The 21,235-nt window shown below is 60.5% G+C and carries 17 protein-coding genes and 3 pseudogenes; 6 read left to right on the top strand and 14 right to left on the bottom strand.

Annotated features, from left to right (window positions below; all coding sequences use genetic code 11):
* The first annotated feature begins 45 nt into the window (after positions 1 to 45).
* A complete protein-coding gene (locus tag PCPL58_RS15000; protein WP_065349786.1) occupies positions 46 to 1,377 on the top strand; it encodes an OprD family porin in 1,332 nt (443 codons plus the stop codon).
* A 65-nt stretch (positions 1,378 to 1,442) separates the two neighbouring features.
* On the opposite strand, the gene PCPL58_RS14995 is transcribed toward PCPL58_RS15000, so the two are convergent.
* Together PCPL58_RS14995 and PCPL58_RS14990 are read right to left on the bottom strand one after the other, a co-directional pair.
* Positions 1,443 to 1,751 (bottom strand): putative quinol monooxygenase, encoded by a 309-nt coding sequence (locus PCPL58_RS14995; protein WP_003370828.1) that lies wholly within the window; start codon positions 1,749 to 1,751, stop codon positions 1,443 to 1,445.
* A gap of 26 nt (positions 1,752 to 1,777) precedes the next feature.
* Positions 1,778 to 2,962 carry an L-dopachrome tautomerase-related protein gene (locus PCPL58_RS14990; protein ID WP_065349785.1) on the bottom strand — a complete coding sequence of 395 codons (1,185 nt, stop codon included), beginning with the start codon at positions 2,960 to 2,962 and terminating at the stop codon, positions 1,778 to 1,780.
* A gap of 278 nt (positions 2,963 to 3,240) precedes the next feature.
* Here PCPL58_RS14990 and PCPL58_RS14985 point away from each other — a divergent pair, with 278 nt between their 5' ends.
* Complete coding sequence (locus PCPL58_RS14985) at positions 3,241 to 3,822, top strand: TetR/AcrR family transcriptional regulator (RefSeq protein WP_046719366.1); 582 nt, start codon at positions 3,241 to 3,243, stop codon at positions 3,820 to 3,822.
* Between the two features lie 5 nt (positions 3,823 to 3,827).
* Here PCPL58_RS14985 and PCPL58_RS14980 read toward each other — a convergent pair whose 3' ends face one another.
* The 3 genes from PCPL58_RS14980 to PCPL58_RS14970 form a co-directional block, all read right to left on the bottom strand.
* Positions 3,828 to 4,802, bottom strand: coding sequence for a 5-oxoprolinase subunit C family protein (locus PCPL58_RS14980; protein ID WP_003435392.1), 975 nt, complete (start codon positions 4,800 to 4,802; stop codon positions 3,828 to 3,830).
* Complete coding sequence (locus tag PCPL58_RS14975) at positions 4,799 to 5,671, bottom strand: 5-oxoprolinase subunit B family protein (RefSeq protein WP_065349784.1); 873 nt, start codon at positions 5,669 to 5,671, stop codon at positions 4,799 to 4,801. The genes PCPL58_RS14980 and PCPL58_RS14975 overlap by 4 nt, the downstream gene beginning before the upstream one ends.
* Before the next feature lie 86 nt (positions 5,672 to 5,757).
* On the bottom strand, positions 5,758 to 6,513 hold the full coding sequence (locus PCPL58_RS14970) for a 5-oxoprolinase subunit PxpA (RefSeq protein ID WP_003370817.1): 756 nt from the start codon (positions 6,511 to 6,513) through the stop codon (positions 5,758 to 5,760).
* A 156-nt stretch (positions 6,514 to 6,669) separates the two neighbouring features.
* Between PCPL58_RS14970 and PCPL58_RS14965 the strand changes: the two genes are divergently transcribed.
* A complete protein-coding gene (locus tag PCPL58_RS14965; protein WP_003346362.1) occupies positions 6,670 to 7,587 on the top strand; it encodes a LysR family transcriptional regulator in 918 nt (305 codons plus the stop codon).
* A 12-nt stretch (positions 7,588 to 7,599) separates the two neighbouring features.
* Here the strand turns inward: PCPL58_RS14965 and PCPL58_RS14960 are convergent, their stop codons facing one another.
* A complete protein-coding gene (locus PCPL58_RS14960; RefSeq protein ID WP_065349783.1) occupies positions 7,600 to 8,535 on the bottom strand; it encodes a LysR family transcriptional regulator in 936 nt (311 codons plus the stop codon).
* A gap of 156 nt (positions 8,536 to 8,691) precedes the next feature.
* Between PCPL58_RS14960 and PCPL58_RS14955 the strand changes: the two genes are divergently transcribed.
* A complete protein-coding gene (locus tag PCPL58_RS14955; RefSeq protein WP_065349782.1) occupies positions 8,692 to 9,096 on the top strand; it encodes a RidA family protein in 405 nt (134 codons plus the stop codon).
* Between the two features lie 19 nt (positions 9,097 to 9,115).
* Here the strand turns inward: PCPL58_RS14955 and PCPL58_RS14950 are convergent, their stop codons facing one another.
* The 5 genes from PCPL58_RS14950 to PCPL58_RS14930 form a co-directional block, all read right to left on the bottom strand.
* Positions 9,116 to 9,457 carry a hypothetical protein gene (locus PCPL58_RS14950; RefSeq protein WP_003370812.1) on the bottom strand — a complete coding sequence of 114 codons (342 nt, stop codon included), beginning with the start codon at positions 9,455 to 9,457 and terminating at the stop codon, positions 9,116 to 9,118.
* Positions 9,458 to 9,589: 132 nt separating this feature from the next.
* Positions 9,590 to 10,840, bottom strand: a complete 1,251-nt coding sequence (locus tag PCPL58_RS14945) for a thiolase family protein (RefSeq protein WP_065349781.1) — start codon at positions 10,838 to 10,840, stop codon at positions 9,590 to 9,592.
* Positions 10,837 to 12,723 (bottom strand): feruloyl-CoA synthase, encoded by a 1,887-nt coding sequence (locus PCPL58_RS14940; RefSeq protein WP_065349780.1) that lies wholly within the window; start codon positions 12,721 to 12,723, stop codon positions 10,837 to 10,839. The genes PCPL58_RS14945 and PCPL58_RS14940 overlap by 4 nt, the downstream gene beginning before the upstream one ends.
* A 169-nt stretch (positions 12,724 to 12,892) precedes the next feature.
* On the bottom strand, positions 12,893 to 14,341 hold the full coding sequence (locus PCPL58_RS14935; protein ID WP_065349779.1) for an aldehyde dehydrogenase: 1,449 nt from the start codon (positions 14,339 to 14,341) through the stop codon (positions 12,893 to 12,895).
* Positions 14,342 to 14,406: 65 nt separating this feature from the next.
* The gene (locus tag PCPL58_RS14930; protein ID WP_003401024.1) at positions 14,407 to 15,237 is read right to left on the bottom strand and encodes a p-hydroxycinnamoyl CoA hydratase/lyase; all 831 of its coding nucleotides are present in this window, start codon (positions 15,235 to 15,237) and stop codon (positions 14,407 to 14,409) included.
* Positions 15,238 to 15,448: 211 nt separating this feature from the next.
* Here PCPL58_RS14930 and PCPL58_RS14925 point away from each other — a divergent pair, with 211 nt between their 5' ends.
* On the top strand, positions 15,449 to 15,937 hold the full coding sequence (locus PCPL58_RS14925) for a MarR family winged helix-turn-helix transcriptional regulator (RefSeq protein ID WP_003370802.1): 489 nt from the start codon (positions 15,449 to 15,451) through the stop codon (positions 15,935 to 15,937).
* A 41-nt stretch (positions 15,938 to 15,978) separates the two neighbouring features.
* Here PCPL58_RS14925 and PCPL58_RS14920 read toward each other — a convergent pair whose 3' ends face one another.
* Positions 15,979 to 17,301 carry an OprD family porin gene (locus tag PCPL58_RS14920; RefSeq protein ID WP_065349778.1) on the bottom strand — a complete coding sequence of 441 codons (1,323 nt, stop codon included), beginning with the start codon at positions 17,299 to 17,301 and terminating at the stop codon, positions 15,979 to 15,981.
* A gap of 327 nt (positions 17,302 to 17,628) precedes the next feature.
* On the opposite strand from PCPL58_RS14920, the pseudogene mhpT reads away from it, so the two are divergent.
* A pseudogene (mhpT, locus tag PCPL58_RS14915) lies at positions 17,629 to 18,845 on the top strand (3-(3-hydroxy-phenyl)propionate transporter MhpT).
* A 512-nt stretch (positions 18,846 to 19,357) separates the two neighbouring features.
* Here mhpT and PCPL58_RS14910 read toward each other — a convergent pair.
* Positions 19,358 to 20,305: pseudogene (locus tag PCPL58_RS14910) on the bottom strand (SphA family protein).
* A gap of 85 nt (positions 20,306 to 20,390) precedes the next feature.
* Positions 20,391 to 21,157 (bottom strand): annotated as a pseudogene (locus PCPL58_RS14905) (coniferyl-alcohol dehydrogenase).
* Between the last annotated feature and the right edge of the window lie 78 nt (positions 21,158 to 21,235).

The following is a 21,235-nucleotide window of genomic DNA, read 5'->3' as shown; positions in this document are numbered from 1 at the left end:
CTCTGCCTCTCAAAAACACTTAATTACAGTATGAGGATGAATCCGATGGAGCGTATCAATCGCGCCGCCCCTTTCGTTGCGGGCTTTTGTGGACTGCTGATCGCTCAGCAGAGCTACGCCGAAGGTTTTCTGGAGGACAGCAAGGCCAGTATTCTTGCGCGTAACTTCTTCAGTAACGCAGACAACCGCAGCGGCGCCGCCGACCCGAACTACACCCAGGAGTGGGGCCAGGGCTTCATGCTCAACTACCAGTCGGGCTACACGCCGGGCACAGTGGGCTTCGGTGTCGACGCACTCGGCCAGTTGGGCATCCGTCTGGACTCGGGCAAAGGCCGTCACTACAACCCGCAAAGCACGGCGTTCAACGGCAATATCTTCCCCACGGACAGCGATGGCCGCGCGGTCGATGAGTTCAGCAGCCTGGGCGCGACGCTCAAGGCACGCGTCTCCAAGACCGAACTGAAATACGGCACGCTGGTGCCCATGCTGCCGGTGGTGATGTCCACTGACCGCATGTTGCAACAGACTTTTCGTGGCGGGCAGATTCAGTCTGGCGACCTGAAGGACTTCACCTTCACCGCAGGCCAGCTGGAACATGTCATGGGCCGTGGTTCGACCAATCAGATGGCCATGTCGATTCCGGGTGCAAACAACCCGCTGACCGGCGAGTTCGTCAACAAGTTCTACTATGCAGGCGTCGATTACAAACCGACAAAAGACCTGACCTTGCAGTACTACTACGGCAACCTGGAAAACTTCTACAAGCAGAACTTCCTGGGCCTGAAATACGACATGCAGCTGGGTCCGGGCATCCTGCGCACCGACCTGCGCCATTTCGACAACCGCTCGGACGGCGCCAACGGTCACGACGCGGCGTACTACACAGTTGGCTATTACGGCAACGGCGTCACCAAGGGTGAAGTCGACAGCCGCCTGTCCAGCGCCCAGTTCACCTACCTGATCAATGGCCACACCTTTGCTGCGGGTTACCAGGCGGTGACCGGCGACAGCGACGCGGTATGGTTGAATCAGGGCGATGGATCAACCGCTTACTTCATGACCGAATCCATGATCGGCAAGTTCCAGCGCGCCGGAGAACGCACCTGGCAGGTCCGTTACGGCTATGACTTCGCCAAGCTCGGCGTTCCCGGGCTGAACTTCCTGGCCATGTATGAAAGCGGTTCGAACATCCAGACATCCGACGGCGACAAGAAGGAATGGGAACGCAACGTCACTCTAAGTTATGTGGTGCAATCCGGTCCGGCAAAGAACCTCAGCATCGCGCTGCGCCACGCGCAACTGCGCACCGAATTCGCCAGCCAGCGCGATTCCGATGAGCATAGGGTGATCGTCAGTTACCCGATCAATATTTTCTAAGGTGCTCAATACGGTGTGCTGAGTAACCGCGAAAGGGCCCGGACTGACTGGGCCCTTTTGGACACTCAGCTCGATACCTGATCAAGAAATATCAACCGCGGCGGCTCTGCCAGCAACTCGCCGCTGACCGCCGCGAACTGCTGGTAGTGCGACGTGGCGACATGGGCGTCCAGTGCTGCCTGATCCTTGAAGCATTCACGCATGTAGAACGTGCCGCGCTCATCACGCGCCTCGAACAGCGTGTACTCGATATTGCCCGGCTCCGCCCGGGTCGGTTCCACCAGTGCCGATAATGCGTGTTTCAGGGCCGCCTCTTTGCCAGCACTGGCTTTCAGGACAGCCATCAAGGCCATTGGCTTTGCAGATGTGTTCATTATCGATGCTCCGGTATTCAATTCGATCAATGGGTCGGTGCGGGCGCAGCGTCTATTTTCAAACGCAGCAGGATGTAGGGTTTTTCGCGCTTGTCGTGGCCGGCGTTGAAGTTGGCCTGGCGGTGCAACTGGTTGACGATGAAGTACAGATAGCCATCCGGGCCGATCGACAAGGTGTCAGGCCAGAGCATGCGCGGATCGTGTGCCACTGTTTGCCAGGTGCCGTCCGGCAGGCGCTTGCGAATCGAATTATGCTCGTAGTCGCCTGCGTATACGGCGCCTTTGGCATCAGCCTCCAGGCCATCCGAAGCGCCTTTTTCACCGAGGTCCTGCACCGCCGCTGCCAACTGCTGCTCACTGACCTTGCTGTCATTCAACAGATCGGTGGCCACGGCATACAGATGACGGCTGGACAACGGCGAGAAATACAGTGTCTTGCCGTCTGCCGACAACGCAATGCCATCCGAAGCGACGCCGACCGGTTTGCGCGTTCCGTTCGGGCCATCGCCCAGCACGGCCACGCCCTCGACGACGGGTACGAAAGCCGGATCGACAGATGTTGACTGCGCCCCGTTCAGGCGCCGCACGGCGTGACCGCTGGCAATATCCATGACAATGATCGCACCCGGCCCGCTCAAGGATGAATCCGTTACATAGACCGTGCCCTCCGATCCCTTGCGCAAGTCAAAGCGCATGTCGTTGACATAAGTGCCGGGCAAGATGACGTTATCCGGAAACACCAGGCGCTTGACGATTCGGTTGGTGGCCAGGTCCACCGCAACCAGTTTGGCGCCGCCTGGACGCGGAGACGCAAAACCCGGTGCGGCCGTGTCCAGAAGCCAGACACGGCCCTTGCCGTCGGCGACCACACTCTGCACGCTGATCAGCCCATCACCAGGGTCTTTGGGGTTCTCCTTGTTGACCGCCAGATCAGGGTAGGCAACCACTTTGCCGTCACGAATCTCACCCACCGTAAACGGCACCTTGTCACCCCAACGAGGGAAGTTGACGAAAATTCGCCCGGTTTCAGTGACTGTCACACCGGTGGGCATCGCATCGTAAAAGGCATGCACCTGTTCGAGCTTGCCGATCGGTTTGTCGGCAGGCGCACTGGCAGGCAATGGAATGGCGGTCGCGCCGTAGGCCAGCGAAGTGGCGAGTGTGGCTGCGGAAATGATGGCAATTGCGGCGGAAATTTTCGTTCGATGCATGGTGCTCTCTCCTGAAGGGCCAGCGGCCCATCAGCATTGGGGGCTTTTTGTGCCATAAACAGGTTGGCGATTAGTCTGAGCTTTCTTGTTACAAAGAAAAACGCGGGTAACACGCTAACACTTTCAACGCGAAGGCGAAGATCCATGTTGCTTGCCAGCCATTCCCTGCAGTCAGCATCCTGACGATCAGCGGTTTTGATGACGGTCAGCATCAATGCTATATTCACGCTCTTCCTGGCCCAGAAAGCCACAATCAGACAGGCAAAGAGGCGACCCCTATGAGAGTCACCAAGGCCCAGGCCCAGGCCAACCGGGCACATATCGTCGAGACGGCCTCCGTGCAGTTTCGCGAGCATGGCTATGACGGTGTCGGGGTCGCCGACCTGATGGCTGCGGCAGGCTTTACCCACGGCGGGTTCTATAAGCATTTCGGTTCAAAGTCCGACCTGATGGCCGAGTCGGCGGCGTGCGCCATCTCGCAGACCGTGGCGCAATCGACCGGCATCGATCCAGCGCAGTTCATCGATTATTACCTGTCCCGAGAGCACCGTGACAACCTTGGCACGGGCTGCCCCATGGCCGCGCTGAGCGGCGATGCAGCGCGCCAGTCGGACCCGGTCAAAGCAACCTTCGCCGACGGCATCGAGAGCCTGCTGGCAGCGCTTGCTCCCGACCAGGCAGCACCCGGCGGCGAAGAATGGAAACAGGCGCGGGCAAACACCATCGACCGCTTTGCCCATGCGCTGGGGGCGCTGCTGCTATCACGCAGCTGCCCGGATGACTCGCCGCTGGCGGACGAAATACTCGAGGTGTGCCGCGCGAAGATGCGGGCACACCTGGAGTCCGGGCAAACCGACTGACCGTCTCAGGAAGGAAACAGTTTGCTCAGGCACGCCAGCTTCTTCTTGTATGACTTGCGCGCCACCAGCGCTTCCTCCAGCGTTACAGCCACGAATCGGGCGGTCTGATTGGGTTGCATCTGACCGATCAGATCCAGGTCCGCGCTGATCACCGTGCCGATCATCGCGTAGCCCCCGCCCGATACGGCATCACGGTGCAAGACAATCGGCTCCAGCCCGGCAGGCACCTGAATTGAACCGATCGGGTAGCAGCTGTCGACGATATTGGACGGATCGGAACCGGCGCCGAAGGGCTGCTCCCTGGGCTGGAAGGTCAGCGCCCTGCCCCCCTTGAAGCGATAACCGATGCGGTCGGCTTCCGACCCTACGCTCCAGGGCTCGGAGAAAAAACTGGTGGCGGCAAATTCGGTCAGACGCTCGTAATACAGGCCCGGCACGACCCGCAGATACACTTCCCCGCCCAGAGACTGGCGCAAGGCCATCGGCAGGCTGGCCCCGGCACGTCCCTTGCCGCTGGGCGTGCCTATCGGCAGCAGGTCATCAGCGGCCAGTCGGCGCCCCTGAAAACCGCCAAGCGCACCCAGCGTGTAAGTCGAACGGCTGCCCAGTACCAGTGGCACATCAATACCGCCCGCGACGGCCAGATAGGTACGCGCGCCGTCCTTCGGGAAGTCGAAGCGCAGCACTTGCCCGGCCTTCACCGCAAAGGCGGTGTCGTGGTGCATTTCCACGCCGTCGAGGCGCGCCGCCATGTGCGCGCCGCAGACCGCGGCCAACGTGTCGCACTGGAACTCCAGTTCCGGCCCCAGCAGTGTGCATTCAAGCCCCGCCGCGCCGGGCGGATTGCCGACCAGCTGATTGGCGGCGCTGAGGGCGTACTGGTCGAGCGCACCGGAGGGCGGTATGCCCAGGTGGTAATAGCCCTCGCGGCCGAGGTCCTGAACCGAGGTGGCCAGACCGGGTTTGAGCACCTTGATCATGCCAGCACCTCCTGCAACGACTTGGGATAGCCCACCTGATCGGCGAGAAAGGCATCCAGTGAAAACTCGACCGGGCGGATGCGCAGATCGAAGCGTCCGGCTTCCACCTCTGCGACAGCCTCGTCATAGGCTTGCCGGTCAAGCGGTTTGAACTGGACGATGTCGCCAGGCCGGAAAAACACCATGTGCTCTTTCAGATAGGCCAACCCCTGCTGCGGGTCATAGATCGGCGCCGGAGTGACGCCAAACATCTGATAACCGCCCGCCCCGCGTACCGAATAGATACAGCCGAAGCAGCCGCCGTGACCGAGTGTGAGCTTGGGGGTATCAGTGCGCGGACGCAGGTATTTGGGCACTTGCAGCTGGCGTTCGCGTTCCACCATCTGGAACATGAACGGCAGACCGGCGACAAAACCGACCATCGAAACGAACCACGGCGCGCCGCTGTGCGCCGCGATGAAGGCATCGACATCCGCCAGATTATTGATGCGTGCTGCGTATTCCAGGTCGGTGGAACCGGGGTCCTGATGGCGGTCACGAAAGCGCATCAGGGTTTCGTGGGTCCACGGATCGTTGTACAGCACCGGGATCTCGATGATCCGGGTCTGCAGGGTACGTTCGGCGACTGCACCGGCCTCGGCCGACCTTACCGCCTCGAGCAAGGCATGCGGTGCGATACGGTCCGGGTCAAAACGAATCTGGAATGACGCGTTGGCCAGACACACGTCCAGCACACCATCGAGCGCCAGACGCTCGACCGCACGGGTCACCGCAAGCCCCGTGAAAAATGCTTCCAGCGACATACTGTCACTGACTTCGGCGAACAGATGTTCATCAGCGCCAAAGCTGTAGCGAATCGGATCAGCCATGTCTGTTCCTTTCTTGAAATCGTTGTAGAACGGCAGGCAAAAATCAGTAACACAGCTCGTGCGTCTACGCGCACGATGCCGTTGACTCAACGCGGTGCACGCACCTTGACGCCTGCAGCGTCCAGCGCCAGGCGTGTCGCTTCTGCAAGGTCCAGCGCGCCGGGCGTATCGCTGTGCAGACAGATCGAATCGAATTCGATGCTCAGGTCCTCACCTTCGACAGTACGCACCAGACCTTGCAGGCAAGCGCGCACCACGCGGGCTGCGACTTCGGTCGGGTCCAGGGCCCGTACGTGACGGGTGAAAACGATGGAGCCGCTGAGGTCGTAATCGCGATCGGCGTAGAACTCGCGGATCACCGGCTGGCCCAGCTCCTCGGCGATCTTGCAGATCACCGAACCGGGCATGCAGTAAAGCAGCAAATCGGGCTCCAGGCGCTGCAGGTTTTCCACCAGCAGGCGGGCTGCGGCTTCGTCCCTGGCCAAGTGCATGTACAAGGCTCCGTGGGGTTTGAAATGCTGCAAGGCCACACCCTGAACCCGCGCCAGCTCGCGCAGGGCGCCCAGTTGGTAGAGCATGTCGTCGACCAGTTCCTGGGGCGTCGAGTTGATATGCCGGCGGCCAAAGCCGACCAGATCACGGAACCCCGGGTGTGCGCCGATGGCAACGCCCAGACGTTTCGCCTGCTCGATCGTGCGGCGCATGGTGCCAGGGTCGCCCGCGTGAAAACCGGTCGCAATATTGGCCGAGCTGATAAAGGTCATCAATTCAGTATCGACGCCGTCACCAATGGTCCACGCGCCAAAGCTTTCACCCATGTCCGAGTTGAAATCCACCTGCATGGCTGTTGCTCCTGTGGGCTGTCCGGACAAGGGGCTATCCGGCTTCATGCAAAGCACGTTAAATTCACCCGCACCCCTTGGGTAGATCTATTAACAGATACGCAATCTTCTGAAAAACAGATACCCCGCTACATCGAACGTCTGTCTGGAGTGCTTATGTCCCTGACCTTGCGCCAGGTCCGTTATTTCGTGGCAACTGCCGAGATCGGGCAAATCTCGCAGGCGGCCATTCACCTGAACATTTCCCAGTCGGCGGTCACCACGGCGATCAAGGAGCTGGAGAGCATGCTCGGCACCCTGCTGTTTCAGCGCTCGGCGCAAGGCATGAGCCTGACTGAAGCAGGCCGTCATTTTCTTAACAGGGCTTACGTCATTCTGCGCAGCGTCGATGATGCGCTGAATAGTCCGCTGCCCGATATCCGCGCCAGCGGCGTATTGCGTCTGGCCGCCAGCTACACGGTCATCGGCTACTTCCTGCCGCATCATTTGCAGCGCCTGGAACACTGGCACCCGGACGTCGCCATCGAGGTGCATGAGCAGGAAAGACAAGCCATCGAACAAGGCCTGCTACAAGGTCGCTTCGACATGGCGGTGGTGCTGACGGCCAACATCACTCACCCGGATATCATCTCGGAAACGTTGTTCAACTCCGAGCGCCGCCTGTGGCTGTCCAGCCATCACCCGCTGTGTCAACGCGCCTCTGTCAGCCTCGCCGACGTCGCGCAGGAGCCCTATATCCTGTTGACCGTCGACGAAGCCGAACAAAGCGCCATGCGCTACTGGGAACTGGCCGGGCAGCAGCCCAACGTCAGAATCCGCACCAGCTCGGTGGAAGCAGTACGCAGCATGGTCGCCAACGGCAGCGGCGTGGCGATCCTTTCCGATCTGGTGCATCGCCCCTGGTCGCTGGAAGGCAAGCGTATCGAAACGATCACCGTCACCGACACAGTAACGCCCATGAGCGTCGGCCTGGCCTGGCACCGCGAACGTGAATTGAGCCCGGCCATGCAGGCCTTCCGCAACTATTTTCATGACGCATTTCTGGCCCCGCAGCAACTGTCGGCACGGCGTTGAACCCGCGGCACGCTATTGCGCAGGGCGTGTCGGTGGCCGAGTGACGGGCGCATGCTCGGCCATCAGCTCGGTGATCCAGTCGATAAACACGCGGACCTTGATGCTGATGTGACGGTTCGGCGGGAAAGCCACGTACATCGGCATGCTGTCCAGCTGCCAGTCTTCGAACAGCGGGACAAGGGCTCCGCGCTCCCGATATAACCTGGCCATGTAGTCCGGCAGCCAGAGAATGCCCATTCCGGCCAGCCCTGCGGCAACGTAGGCATTGCCATCATCCACCGCCAGCGTATAGCGCCCCTGCACATGGACCTTTTCCCCGGCGCGGTGCATGGCGTAGGGCAGCGCCTTGCCGGTGCGCGCCCACAGATAGCCGACGATGCGATGGGCCGAGTCTTCAAGCTCTTGCGGATGAACAGGCGTGCCCATGCGCTGCAGATAGTCCGGCGCAGCGTAAACGCCCAGTTGCAGGTCGCCCACCCGCCTCGCCATCAGCGACTGATCGGCTATTTCACCTCCCCGCACCACGCAGTCGACGTTCTCGCCGATCAGGTCGACCATACGGTCGCTGACGCCCATATCGATCTGAATGTCCGGATAACGCGCATGAAACCCTGGCAAGGCGGGCATCAGCAGCATGCTGGCCAGCGGGCTGGGTACGTCCACGCGCAAACGCCCTCTGGGCAGCGATGTTGCACTGGACAGGCTGGTCTCGGCGTCATCCATATCGGCCAGCAGCCTGACCACGCGCTCGTAAAATACCGCACCGTCGGCAGTCACGTTGACCCGCCGCGTGGTGCGGTTGAGCAGCTTGACCCGCAAGCGTGCCTCCAGTTGTTGTACCAGTTGCGTCACGCTGGTCTTGCTCATGTGCAGCGTGCTGGCAGCCTTGGTGAAACTGCCGGTTTCCACCACGCGAGCAAACGCTTGCATTGCGTCGAAACGGTCCATCCTCGCCCCGCCTGTCTTGTCCCATCAGCCTGTCGATTGTTTGGGTTTCCCAAACAGTGCTGAGTACGGTTGCTCGTTTATCGCGCTGACGCAAGTCCCTACTGTGGCTTCAACGCTGACTTCAGCCTTCGTACTCAAGTTCTGATGGAGATCCCCATGACCCAACGTGACGTCGTTTTCCCGGCTGGCCGCCAGGCGCTTTACGAGCGCAATCGCTATTCGCCCGCCATACGCTCCAATGGTTTTCTGTTCGTGTCCGGACAAGTCGGCAGTCGCGAAGACGGCTCACCCGAACCTGATCTGGAAAAACAGGTGCGCCTGGCGTTCACCAACCTGAATGCCATCCTGCTGGCGGCCGGTTGCACGTTCGACAATGTGGTCGACGTGACGGTGTTCATTGTCGATCCCCAGACAAGGTTCGAGCGGATATGGAAGCTAATTCCCGAGTTTTGGGGCGAAGCGCCGCACCCGACCCTGACAGGCGTCGGCGTGACCTGGCTGTATGGCTTCGATTTTGAAATCAAGGTCATCGCCAGGCTGCCGGAAGCCGTCGAGCAATAACCGGGCAGCGTGGGTCCGCTCAGCGGCGAATCGGCACCACACGGTCGCTTGCATCCGCCGCCAGGGGCTCTTCGAACTGCTGGAAGAACTGCCCGGAAACGACATGATCGAGAAACTGCGCCTGCTCTTCGGTGGCCAGACGTATCGGCGAGTAGCCGTCGGCATCGGGCACTGCGAAAAGGCGCGCCTTGCGTTCGTGGGCCACCGCGATGAACGCCCTTTTCTCTTCGTCGGACATCGACGAAAAACAATCGGAAAGATTTTCCAGCGAGCGCACCGCCAGATCCTGGTCGAGCTGCTTGTCATCCGTGAACATCAAATGCCAGACGAAATCGAAAGAAAGCTCAGCGAGGGCACGCATAGACGGGGTTCCGTGGGGTCGAGAGGTGCGAGATTCACCGTTCGCCACGATTCGGTCAAGCGCTAAAGGATGACCTGCGTAAGGCGTAGCGTTTAAAGCAGGAAAATGTCGCATTTGCGGGTATTTGCCTGGCTAGACACGGCTGGACGCACAGTGGGGATTCTCGATCAGCAGCGCCATGCCTTGCCCGCCGCCGACGCAGGCTGCCGCGATACCGTAACGCAGGCCTGCGTCGCGCAGTTGCCGGGCCAGAGTCATGACCAGACGCAGCCCGGTGGCAGCCAATGGGTGACCCAGGCCCAGTGATCCACCCAGGCAGTTGAGCCGCTCGTGGTCCAGCTCCAGCGTTTGTGCCACTGCCAGGACCTGAGCGGCCTGCGCTTCATTGATTTCCAGCCGACCGATATCGCTCAGCGCCAGCCCGCTGCGCTGTAACAACAAGCGGATCGCAGGTGCGGGGCCGATACCCATGAACTCTGGCGCGACACCCGTCACCGCGCTGGCCAGCAGATGCGCCAACACCGGTCTCGTTGACTGTGAAGCACGCCCCACCAGGGCCGCCGCCGCGCCATCGACCACCGCACAGCTATTGCCTGCGGTCTGCACACCGTTCGCGTGAATGGCGCGCAAACGCGATAGCGCTGCCAGATGGGTCGCACGCGGATGGCTGTCCTGCGTGACCACTTCAACCCCACGCGGCAACTCGATGCCACGCGGCTGATAGCCTTCCAGCGCAAAGCGCTCGCGGCTGACCGGGACAATTTCCTCGGTCCATTTGCCGGAAATCTGCGATTGCAGCGCCCGCTCATGGCTGAGCAAGGCATAGCTGTCTACCGCCTCACGACTCAACCCATGACGCTTGGCGAGGTTGTCTGCGGTGGAGATCATGTCCATCGCCGGTGCCGGGTCATACAGCGCTTCCCAGAGAAAATCCTTGAACTGCACGGCGGCACCGAGCGAGAAGCCATTGCGGTGGGTATAGGCCGCGATCGGGTTGCGCGACATGGACTCGGCGGCGACGCACAGCGCCATCTGCCCACCTTCGCCCACGTGCAAGGCGGCCTGGCGCAACAGTTCGAAACCGGTCGCGCAGATGCGTTGCACACCCAACGCCGGAACGCTCTGCGCGACGCCGCTGTACAGGCCGATGTGCCGGGGCAGCAGGTACGCATCGAAACTGGCCTGCGCCATCGAGCCGGCCAGTACGCTGTCGACCTGATCCGCCTGAATGACGGCCCGCGCCAGGACCTCGCGGCCGACCTTGATACCCAGATCGATGGGCGAAACAGGCGCCAGAGCACCGCCCAGATCCACCCAGGGTGTGCGCACGGCATCGACGATGGCCACGTCGCTGAATGCCGAATACTGCCCGACGCCACTCATGCCTTGGGCTCGGCACTGAGCTTGTCGGGGTCCTGATCACGGTACAGCGCTTCGACCTTGTCTGCGCGCCACTGCAGGACGGCGCGCTGGTTGATCGACCCCTTGTCGGTGATTTCGCCGCGATCGATAGACGCGGGCTCATCAAGCAGCACGATCCACTCCAGCCGGCTGGCGTTGCCGTTCGCGCCCTGGTTCAGGCGCGCCAGCCAGCCGGCGAACCACTCACGCACCGGCGCACTGGCCAGGACCTGCGCATCGCTGGCCTGTGCATCCAGCCCGGCCAGTTGCCGGCACTCGTGCACCCTGGGAAACACCAGCGCCCCAAGGCATTCGCGGTCAGGCGCGGTGATGACCACATCCTGCACGTACGGCGAGCCTTCCAGCACCGCGCGGTTGCGCATCGGGCCGACACTGACGAACACGCCCGACGACAGCTTGAAATCCTCGGCCAGTCGCCCGTCGAACATTAGGCCCAGCTCCGGGGCCGCAGGATCGGCAAGCTTGATCGCATCGCCGGAGCAATAGAAGCCGTTCTCGTCGAACACTTCGGCCGTCTGCTGCGGCGAGCGCCAATAGCCCGGCATGATGTGCGGGCCACGAAAACGTCCTTCGAGCTTGCCATCCACCGGCACCAGGCACACTTCGCATCCCGGTGCGGGCAGGCCGATATATCCAGCCATCGACAAGGGCCCGGTGGTGAACGTGCAGGACGGCGCGGCCTCGGTCATACCCAGTCCGGCCATCATGCGAATCCGCTCGCCGCAATGCTGCTCGGCCACCCGGTCAAGACGATCCCAGATGCTTTGCGACAGGCCGGCAGCGGCGAAGAAGAACAGCTTGATGCGCGAGAAGAATCGCTCGCGCAGCTCGGCATCCTGCTGCAGTGCGTTGACCAGCTCTTCCCAGCCCTTGGGCACAGTCAGGTAAGCGGTAGGCGAAATTTCCTTGAGGTTGCGCAGCGTCTCGGCGAAGCCTTGCGCGGTTGGCTTGCCGTTGTCCAGATAGAACGTGCCACCGTTGTACAGCACAATACCGATGTTGTGACTGCCGCCGAAGGTGTGGTTCCAGGGCAGCCAGTCGACCAGCACGGGCGGCTCTTCGCCGAACACCGGGAACGTCTGCAACAGCATCTGTTGATTGGCACACAGCATGCGCTGGGTAGTCACCACCGCCTTGGGCAGTTTGGTCGAGCCCGAAGTAAACAGAAACTTGGCGATGGTGTTGGGGCCGCTGGCCAGGAACGCGGCCTCGGCCTCGCTGCCACCCGGCTCTTCGAGCAGGCTGGAGAAGCTCAGCTGAGGCCTGCCATTGAGCTGTCCGCGTACAGTGATGACGGGCGTTTCCGCAGGAATGATCGCATCGATGGCACGCTGAAACGGCGCGGCATCGCTGACAAATACCAATCCTGGCTGCAATACGTCGCAGACGTGGCGTAACTTGGCGAAATCCTGAGACATGACCGAATACGCCGGTGATACCGGGCAGTACGGAATGCCGGCGTACATGGCCCCCAGAGCAAGCTGCAAGTGCTCGATGTCGTTACCTGACAGCAACGCCAGCGGCCGATCGGCGGAAAGGCCGTACGCCAGCAGGCTCTGTGCGATAGCGCGCACGTCAGTCAGCATCTCGGCATAACTGACCTTGCGCCAGCCGCCCCGGCTGTCGCGCGCGGCAATGAAGGTCTGTTGTGGACGCAACCGCGCCCAGTGCACCAGTCGGTCGAGCAGCCGGTCGGGTAACCGCGCCAGAGGTTCCAGGGCTCGCATGTGCAGAACGCCCTGCTCTTCCCGCACCTCGATGGGCGGGTGGCCGATGGAGACCTGACGGTAGCGCGGTGGATTATCTTCACTCTGCAGCGTTGATGATCTGATATCGGAACTCACGTGCGTTCTCTCCATCAAGGTACGCAGGCACCAAACGCCATGCAGCGGTCCGGGCCGAGCGTTGCAGCACCAGGCTGCAGCCTTGTTATTGTTATGCCTGACTTACCGGCGACACAGTCTTGTACAAAAGACCGCTGCCGCCAGCCTGGAAGCGTTCGAATCGGATGGCTCAGATCGGATAGTGCCTGGGCCCGTTTTGCAGCGTCACCCAGCGCAACTGGGTAAAGTGCTCGATCGAAGCCTTGCCGCCGAAACTGCCATAGCCGCTGGACTTCACCCCACCGAAGGGCATTTGCGCCTCGTCGTGCACGGTGGGTCCGTTGATATGGCAGATCCCGGACTCCACCCGTTGCGCAAGCGCCAGGGCGCGGCTGGTGTCACGACTGAAAATCGCCGCCGAGAGACCGAAATCCGAATCGTTGGCCAGCCGCAACAGCGCCTCGTCACCGTCGCCGCGCAGCACCACGGCCACCGGGCCGAAGGACTCTTCGCGGTACAGGCGCATGGCATCTGTCACGCCGTCGAGCAGCGTCGGTTGCAGAATGCTGCCCTGCAGTTGCCCGCCCGCCACCAGCGTTGCGCCAAGCGCCACAGCGTCGTCAATCAGGCCCTTGATGCGCGTCCCGGCACCCACGTCGACCAGCGACCCGAGAACTGATTCGCTGTCATCCGGATTACCGGCGCGCAACGTTTTGATCTTGGCCGTCAGCTTGGCAACGAAGGCATCGGCGACCTTGTGGTCGACGATCAGCCGTTCGGTGGACATGCAGATCTGGCCCTGATTGAAGTAGGCGCCAAAGGCGGCGGCCTCTACTGCCGCGTCTAGATCCGCGTCGTCAAGCACCAGAAACGGTGCCTTGCCACCCAATTCCAACAGTGCCGGTTTCAGATACCGCGCCGACAGCTCACCGACGATGCGGCCTACATGAGTGGAACCGGTGAAATTGACCCGCCGCACTGCCGGGTTGGCAATCAGGCGCTCGACAATCGCCGGCGCATCGGCCGGCGCGTTACTGATCACGTTCACCACGCCGTCACCCAACCCGGCATCCTGCAGCACCTGGCCGATCAGCCGATGCACGGCGGGACTGAGCTCCGAGGCCTTGAGCACCACGGTGTTGCCGCAGGCGAGTGGCATGGCGATGGCCCGTGTGGCGAGAATCACCGGCGCATTCCACGGCGCGATACCGAGGACCACACCGCAGGGCTGGCGCAGCGCCATGGCAAAATTGCCGGGAACATTGGAAGGAATGACATCGCCGGTGATCTGCGTCGTCATGGATGCCGCTTCGCGCAGCATGTTGGCGGCCAGCTGTACGTTGAAGCCGTACCAGTTGGCCATTGCTCCGGTTTCGCCGGCAGCAGCGATGAATTCGCCGCTGCGGGCCTGCAACTGCGTAGCAGCCTCGAGCAGACTCGCCCGACGCTCGCCGGGCACCATCGCCGCCCATGCGGGGAACGCAGCCTGAGCGGCTGCGACTGCCGCATCGGCATCTTCCAGAGTCGCCGCCGCTACCCGCGAAACCACCTCGCCAGTCACCGGGTTGCAGCGTTCAAATGTACGTCCGTCACGCGCGGGGCACGACTGTCCGCCGATCAGCAGGGGCACGTCCAGCATGGTGATTCCTCTTTATTGTCTTTATCAGGAACTACAGACTTGGCTCGAAACGTCTGGATATCAGACTAGCGCTTGTACGCTTCCAGACCAGGCTTGATGCTCTTGTCATCGAGGAACTGCTTCATGCCCTGCTCGCGCCCGCCTTCCTTGTCCAGCAGACGTGACTGGTCCAGCTTGGCGTACAGATAGTCTTCGTTCTGCTCCCAGGTCAGTTCGCGGCAGCGTTTGAAGCCGTGCTTGGCGGCGCGCAGTACCACCGGATTCTTTTCCAGCAGATTATTGGCCAGATCGATGGTCACCTGACGCAGTTGTGCCAGCGGTACGCTTTCATTGACGAGGCCCATTTCAGCGGCTTTCTGACCGTTGAAGGTTTTGCCGGTCATGATGTAGTACAGCGACTGGCGGTGGCCCACAGTGTCGGCCATGGCCTTGCTCACCAGGTTGCCGGGCGGAATGCCCCAGTTGATTTCCGACAGGCCGAAGGTCGCTTCATCGGCGCAGATCGCCAGATCACAGGCCACCAGCGGGCTGAAACCACCGCCGAAGCACCAGCCGTTGACCATCGCGATGGTTGGCTTGGCGTACATGCGCAACATCTTCCACTGCCACTGGGAGGCTTCGCGACGGATTTTTTCCTGAAGAATTTCCGGCCCGGCATCCACCTCGCGGAAATACTCCTTGAGGTCCATGCCAGCGGTCCACGCCTCGCCGGCACCGGTCAGCACCAGAACGCCCGCATCGGGATCCTGCTCCAGGGTTTCCAGCACATCGATCATTTCGCGGTTCAGGGTCGGGCTCATGGCGTTGCGTTTTTCCGGCCGATTGAGGATGACCCACGCGATACCTTGCTCGATCTCGACCTTGATGGTTGACCAGCGGCCTTCATATTTGCTCATGGCGATGCTCTCTTGTTCTTGGCTTGAAGATGACTCAAAGCTAAACCGCAAATATAGTTATGTCAATTAACTGTTATTCAAATTAATCAAAATCTCGGCACTCCGCCCGAACAGGCTGGTCACAGTCACGTATGCCCCATAGCTATCGTTCGCCAACCTCGGCAAACTGACCGGCTGATTGACCCATCAAACCATAAGGACCGCATTTTCAATGGCCAAGCCATCTGACATCGCCGACGTTTGCCAGGCTCCCGTACAGGCTGCCGAGGCACGTTTGCCAACGGATTCTGCGCTGGATGATCTGATCGGTTATGCCATGCGCCGCGCACAACTCAAGCTGTTCCAGAACCTGATCGGACGTCTTTCCGCACACGACCTGCGCCCGGCGCAGTTCTCGGCGCTGGCGATCATCGAGCAGAACCCGGGTCTTATGCAGGCAGACCTGGCCAAGGCGCTGGCGATCGAACCGCCGCAGGTCGTTCCATTACTGAACAAGCTCGAAGAGCGTGCGCTGGCCGTCCGGGTGCGTTGCAAGCCGGACAAGCGCTCATACGGCATCTTTCTCAGCAAAAGCGGCGAAACACTGCTGCGCGAACTGAAACAGATCGCCGTGGACAGCGACCTGGAATCCACCGCCGCGCTGGATAAAAAGGAACGTCAGGACCTGCTCAGGTTGCTGAAAAAGGTGTATCAATCGTGAAAGCGCTCATAGACGGCTTCCCTGCCGTCGATGCGCGATGATTACCAGAGCGGCAAGCTGTATTGCACGATAAAGCGTGTCTGGTTCTCGTCACGAAAGGCTGCACCCGCCGGGAAGTCGTTGCGATAGATCGACTTGCGCGCCAGCAGCCCGACGTTCTTCAGCGGACCGCTTTGCACGACGTAGCCCAGTTCCATCTGAAACTCACGCTCCTTGCGATCATCGGCATTGAAAGCGGCCAGCTCGATGTTGTCGCCGCGCACGTAACGCAGACGACTGCGCAGCCCGACCAGCCCGACGGCCGTGAAGTCATAGTCGTAGATGGCTTGCCAGGTGCGCTCCTTGGCGTTGAGGAAGTCCGAGCTCATGGTCATCTCGCTCAACCCCATCGGTTCGGTGCCCGAGACATAAGGCGTCGCCGTGTCGCCACTGGAATGCATGTAGCCAAGGCTCACGCTGTGCCCTCCCCACTTGTAGCCAAGCAACGCGGAAAGGTTCTGGTTGTCTACTTCGCCGGCCTTTGCACTGCCGGTATCGCGGCTGAAAAAGCTGCGCAGATCGGTGGTCAGCACGCCGTCGCCAATCGCCAGCTTGTGCAACAGGGCCAGGGTGTTCTGGGTGTAGAGATCGTCTACCTCGGCGTGGTACGCCCGTAGGCTCAGGTCCTTGTTGACCTGATAATCGCCTCCGGCGTAAGCCATGTGCGACGAGGTTGCCGCCCCATTGAAACGGCGGTTCGGTGAAGCGAGGCTGATGGGCTGGTAGTTGCTGGAGTCACGTTTGTTGACCCGGTCGATGTAGCCCGCATTGAGGGTCAGGTCATCGATGTCCTTGGAGGTCAGCGTGATGCCACGAAAGGTCTGCGGCAACAGTCGCGAGGGGCTGGCGAAAGCGAACGGCAGGAAAATCGACACGTCGCCGGTCTTGACCGTGGTTTCGTGAAATTTCAGCTTGCCGGTCAGGGCCAGCCGCGAATACTCGTCAGCCGCCCGGCCATCGCTGGCGGACACCGGCAACAGCTCGGTGCCGCTGCGGTCTGGCGAGGAATCCAGTTTCACCCCGACCAGCGCTCGCGCATCGAGACCGAAACCCACCGGCCCTTGGGTAAAGCCGGACTCCGCATTCATGATGAAGCCCTGCGCCCACTCCCGAGTCGCAGTCTTGGCGCCATCATCCTTGTAATCGCGGTCCATATAATAGTTGCGCAGCGTCAGGGTGCCATGGCTGTCATCCAGAAAGCCCTGCGCCTGTGCAGGGTCGGGAATGGCACTGATACCCAGCAGGCCCAGTGCAAGGCCACAACGTTTTCCACGTAAAAAGGGAGCTGACACAGCGCTTGCTGGATCATGAGCGAGCTTTGACATGTTCGGTGTCCACTTATTGTTGTTGTTTTTGGAGTCGGTCCGGCGCTAACTGCGGGCCCGTGAGTAGAGAATTGAAAGATTCCACCGCCGCGTCAATCCAAAATGACCGATAATCGAACATTAATATTATTAACTACTTTATCAGCTTGTTGATATTCCGCTGCTAACTCAATGTTTTTGAAAGACTAAACACTTCTTTTTATCACTCTTCCAGTCAGATTCACTTTTTAGTTATTTTTGTTACCTTGATAACGACCTGTCACAACGCCTCGATTGGCGCTCGGGAACAGGCTTTTCTCCACAACAAAAACAACAATGAGGCTTGCCATGAACAGTCCATTACGTCGATCGACGCTGACCATTGTCTTGTGTTTTATCGTTGCGCTCATCGAGGGTTTCGACCTGCAGGCTGCCGGAACGGCGGCCGCCGGGTTGCGCCAGACCTTCGCCCTTGATCCAAAAATGATGGGCTGGGTGTTCAGCGCCGGGATCATCGGGCTGCTGCCTGGGGCGTTCTTTGGCGGGTGGATTGCCGATCGCATCGGCCGCAAGAAGATTCTGGTGAGCGCAGTGCTGCTGTTCGGGGTCTTTTCGCTGAGCACTGCGTATGTCGAAAGCTTTTCCGGCCTGTTGCTGGTGCGCTTCATGACGGGCCTGGGTCTGGGGGCGGCGTTGCCCAACCTGATTGCCCTGTGTGCAGAAGCTGCAAGCGAACGTCACCGCGGCCTGGCTATCAGCGTCATGTACGCAGGTGTTCCACTGGGCGGTGCCCTGGCGGCGGTCGTCGCCATGTTCACCAGCGAGCACTGGCAAACCACGTTCATCATCGGTGGTCTGGTGCCGCTGTTGGTGGCTCCGCTGATGATCCTGTTGCTGCCCGAGTCCAGCGCTTTCAAACAGCAGACCAGTGCTGACAGCGTTCGGCATTCAAGCGCCACTGCGTTGTTCGGCGAAGGCCGGGCTCGCACCACGCTGGCGTTGTGGCTCGGCTACTTCTTCACCCTGACCGTGATGTACATGCTGCTCAACTGGCTGCCTTCACTGCTGATCGGTCAGGGCTTCAGCAAACCGCAGGCGGGCATGGTGCAGATGTTGTTCAATATCGGCGGCGCACTGGGCTCGCTGTTGGGCGGGTTGTTGCTTGATCGCTGCAATGGCATCAAGGTCGTGCTGTTCGTCTATTCCGGCTTGCTAGCAGCGCTGGCAGGCGTGGGTCGGTCGGTATCGTACCGATGGCCATTGCAGGGTTTGCGGCCGGGGTGTTTGTCATCGCCGCGCAGTTGGTGCTGTATGCGCTGGCCCCGCCGTCCTACCCGACCTCGGTACGCGCCACCGGTGTGGGTGCTGCAGTAGCCATCGGCCGTCTCGGTTCGGTTGCCGGCCCACTGGCGGCCGGACAACTGCTGGGCGCTGGCGCTGGAACCGCCGGCGTACTGCTGGCCACCTCGCCAGGCCTGGTGATTGCCGCACTGGCGGCGATTACAGTGCTGTCCAGGTCAGTCGCCATCGAGCAGCGCGAGCTCAAGGCTGCAGGGTCGAGCTGATCAAGGCCCTCTTCGCGAACAAGCGAAGTGTCGCCCGGTCCACTCCCACGGCCTCCGGCCAGAATCAAAAGCGGATTTATGTATAACAATGAGCAATCCGTGTCACATCGTTCTGGGGGTTAAGTGAGATTTGTTTTAGATCTCAGGCTGCTTTTTTGATCGCGATGGCACTGTCGACGCAGAGTGCGACGTTAGTGACGGCTGAGTCCTGGCGCTGAGATGGGGCCAAAGTAACCAAAGCCCCTCGCTCCTGTTTCCGGCCCGACTTCGTCGGGTTCCTTCGCCCTGACACTGATCCGGGCGTCGCCGCAACGGGCCATCCATGGCCCGGTGCGGCTAGCCTGGCGTCCTGCCAGGCTACCCCCGGATCAGCAACTCGCCGAGGGGCGAAAAGGTGACCTGAGCCGAACCTCAATCCACCTGACATCGCAGAACCCTTGTGTGACGCAGAGCGTCACGAACTGCATTCCCATGCGGAGCGTGAGGAACGATAGTCAAAACATTCCAATGCCTTAAAGCTTGTGCAGAAAATTCAGCACCAGCTTGTTGCCTTCGGTGCGGTTTTCCGCGCCCTGTTCGAAGTAGCTATTGACCGTCAGCACGTTCTCCTTGTTGAAGGCATACAGCAGGCCCGGGCCGATAGCCCAGACCTTTTCCTTCCGACCACTGACATCATGGCCGTCCACCTGAGTGTCGGTGAACTGCTTGAGCCAGTAACCGTTGAGCCCCAGCGAAAGTTGCTCGTTGACTGCGTATTACAGAGTCAGGTTGGCATGCAGAGCCTGCCCTGCCTGCGTGTCGGAAGCATTGCCGAATCCGGCTTGCGGGTCATCATTCTTGCCGTTCCACAAATACATGAAACGCCCGCTGGCCGACCATTTCGGCGAGAACCAGTAAGTCGCGGCGTAGTACGGGTTGAACGACCAGAAATTACTGCCCGGGTTGATTGAGCGATTGCGATCATAAGCGCCGACCGGAATCGCAATGTCCGCCTCGACACGCTGGGTCAGCAGCGGGCTGCCATCGGCACGGGTGATCGTCGGCAGTTGCAGAAACGGACCGATGACCAAATCACCGAAACCGGCACGCGAACTCAGGGCGGTGTTGCCCAGGCCGTCATCCACGTCGACATGTGCCAGCGACGTGTTGATTGCGGTAATACCCGGCATGGCACCATTGGCCATTGGCTGACCGACGTAGATGATCTGCGTGGTCACCGCCAATACATCCACATCCTGTTTGGGAAGTTGCAGTTTGTCGCCATTCACGTCATTGAAACGATTGGCCTTGGCATAGTTCAGATACTCCTCCAGATACCAGCCCGGACCCGCAGGCGCCGGGGATCCGTCGTAGAAGCTGGTGTTGCCCAGATTGAGGCCGGGCAAGTCATAGGCGTATGCAGTCGAGGACAAGGCGATGAATGATACGGTCGCAACGGCACGCAAGACAGACTTGGGCATCTTGTGATTCCTGTACTTATTGTTGTTGTTTTCAAGTGCCCCCGACGCCACGAACGCGTCGCCGGGGTTGCAACATGTGCAGCCATTACACGTAGGAAGCGGCCAACCCTCCATCTATGGGCAAGTTGACGCCGTTGATCCAGCGCGAGGCGTCGGAGCACAGAAACGCAATCACCTCGGCCACCTCATCGGCCAGCGCAGGACGTTTCATGTGCAGGCCATCACGGGTAACCCGCTCCTGGCCAACCATGCTGACAAAATCTCCCAGAATCGGCGTAAACACTGGCCCCGGTGCCACGCAGTTGACGCGCACCGAATGATCGCGAAACCATTCCTGCGACTGCTTGAAGCTCCAGACGATCAGCGCTTCCTTGAAATACTGGTAGCAGGTTTCATGGGCGACCGGATTGGCCGCCAGCCACTCCGCCCTTCGCTGTAGCTTTCGGTGGCAGCCAGGGCCTTGTGCAGCTCCAGCCTTTCCGGCCACTGCGAGCCGAGTATCGACGCTATGTTGACGATACTGCCGCCCGGTGAAATGCGCGGCAGCAGGCGTTGGGTCAGGTGGCGCAGCCCGAGGTAATTGACCTGGGCGACCGCCTGAACGGGCGCTGTGCCAGGTACACCGGCGATGTTGCACAGGCCGTCGATCTGCTTGGGCAAGCGCTCGATCAACGCATCTATATTCTTTGGATCGGCCAGGTCCGCCTGGAAAAAACTGTCTACGGTCAATTGCGGTTCATGACGATCGATGCCGATCACTCGGGCACCCTGGAAGCGTGCCACACGTGCCAGCTCAGCGCCGATGCCGGATGACACACCAGTCACGATCAGTGTTTTGTTAGTCAGGTTCATAGTCACGCGCTCTTATTGTTGTTGGATCACGTCTTGCCGTTGAATCACATCACCTGTTGCAATGAAGCATGGAATGTC

Source organism: Pseudomonas cerasi (assembly GCF_900074915.1).
GTDB lineage: Bacteria > Pseudomonadota > Gammaproteobacteria > Pseudomonadales > Pseudomonadaceae > Aquipseudomonas > Aquipseudomonas cerasi.
The sequence above is the reverse complement of the archived record's forward strand: the minus strand, read 5'-3'. Positions and strand labels throughout refer to the sequence as shown.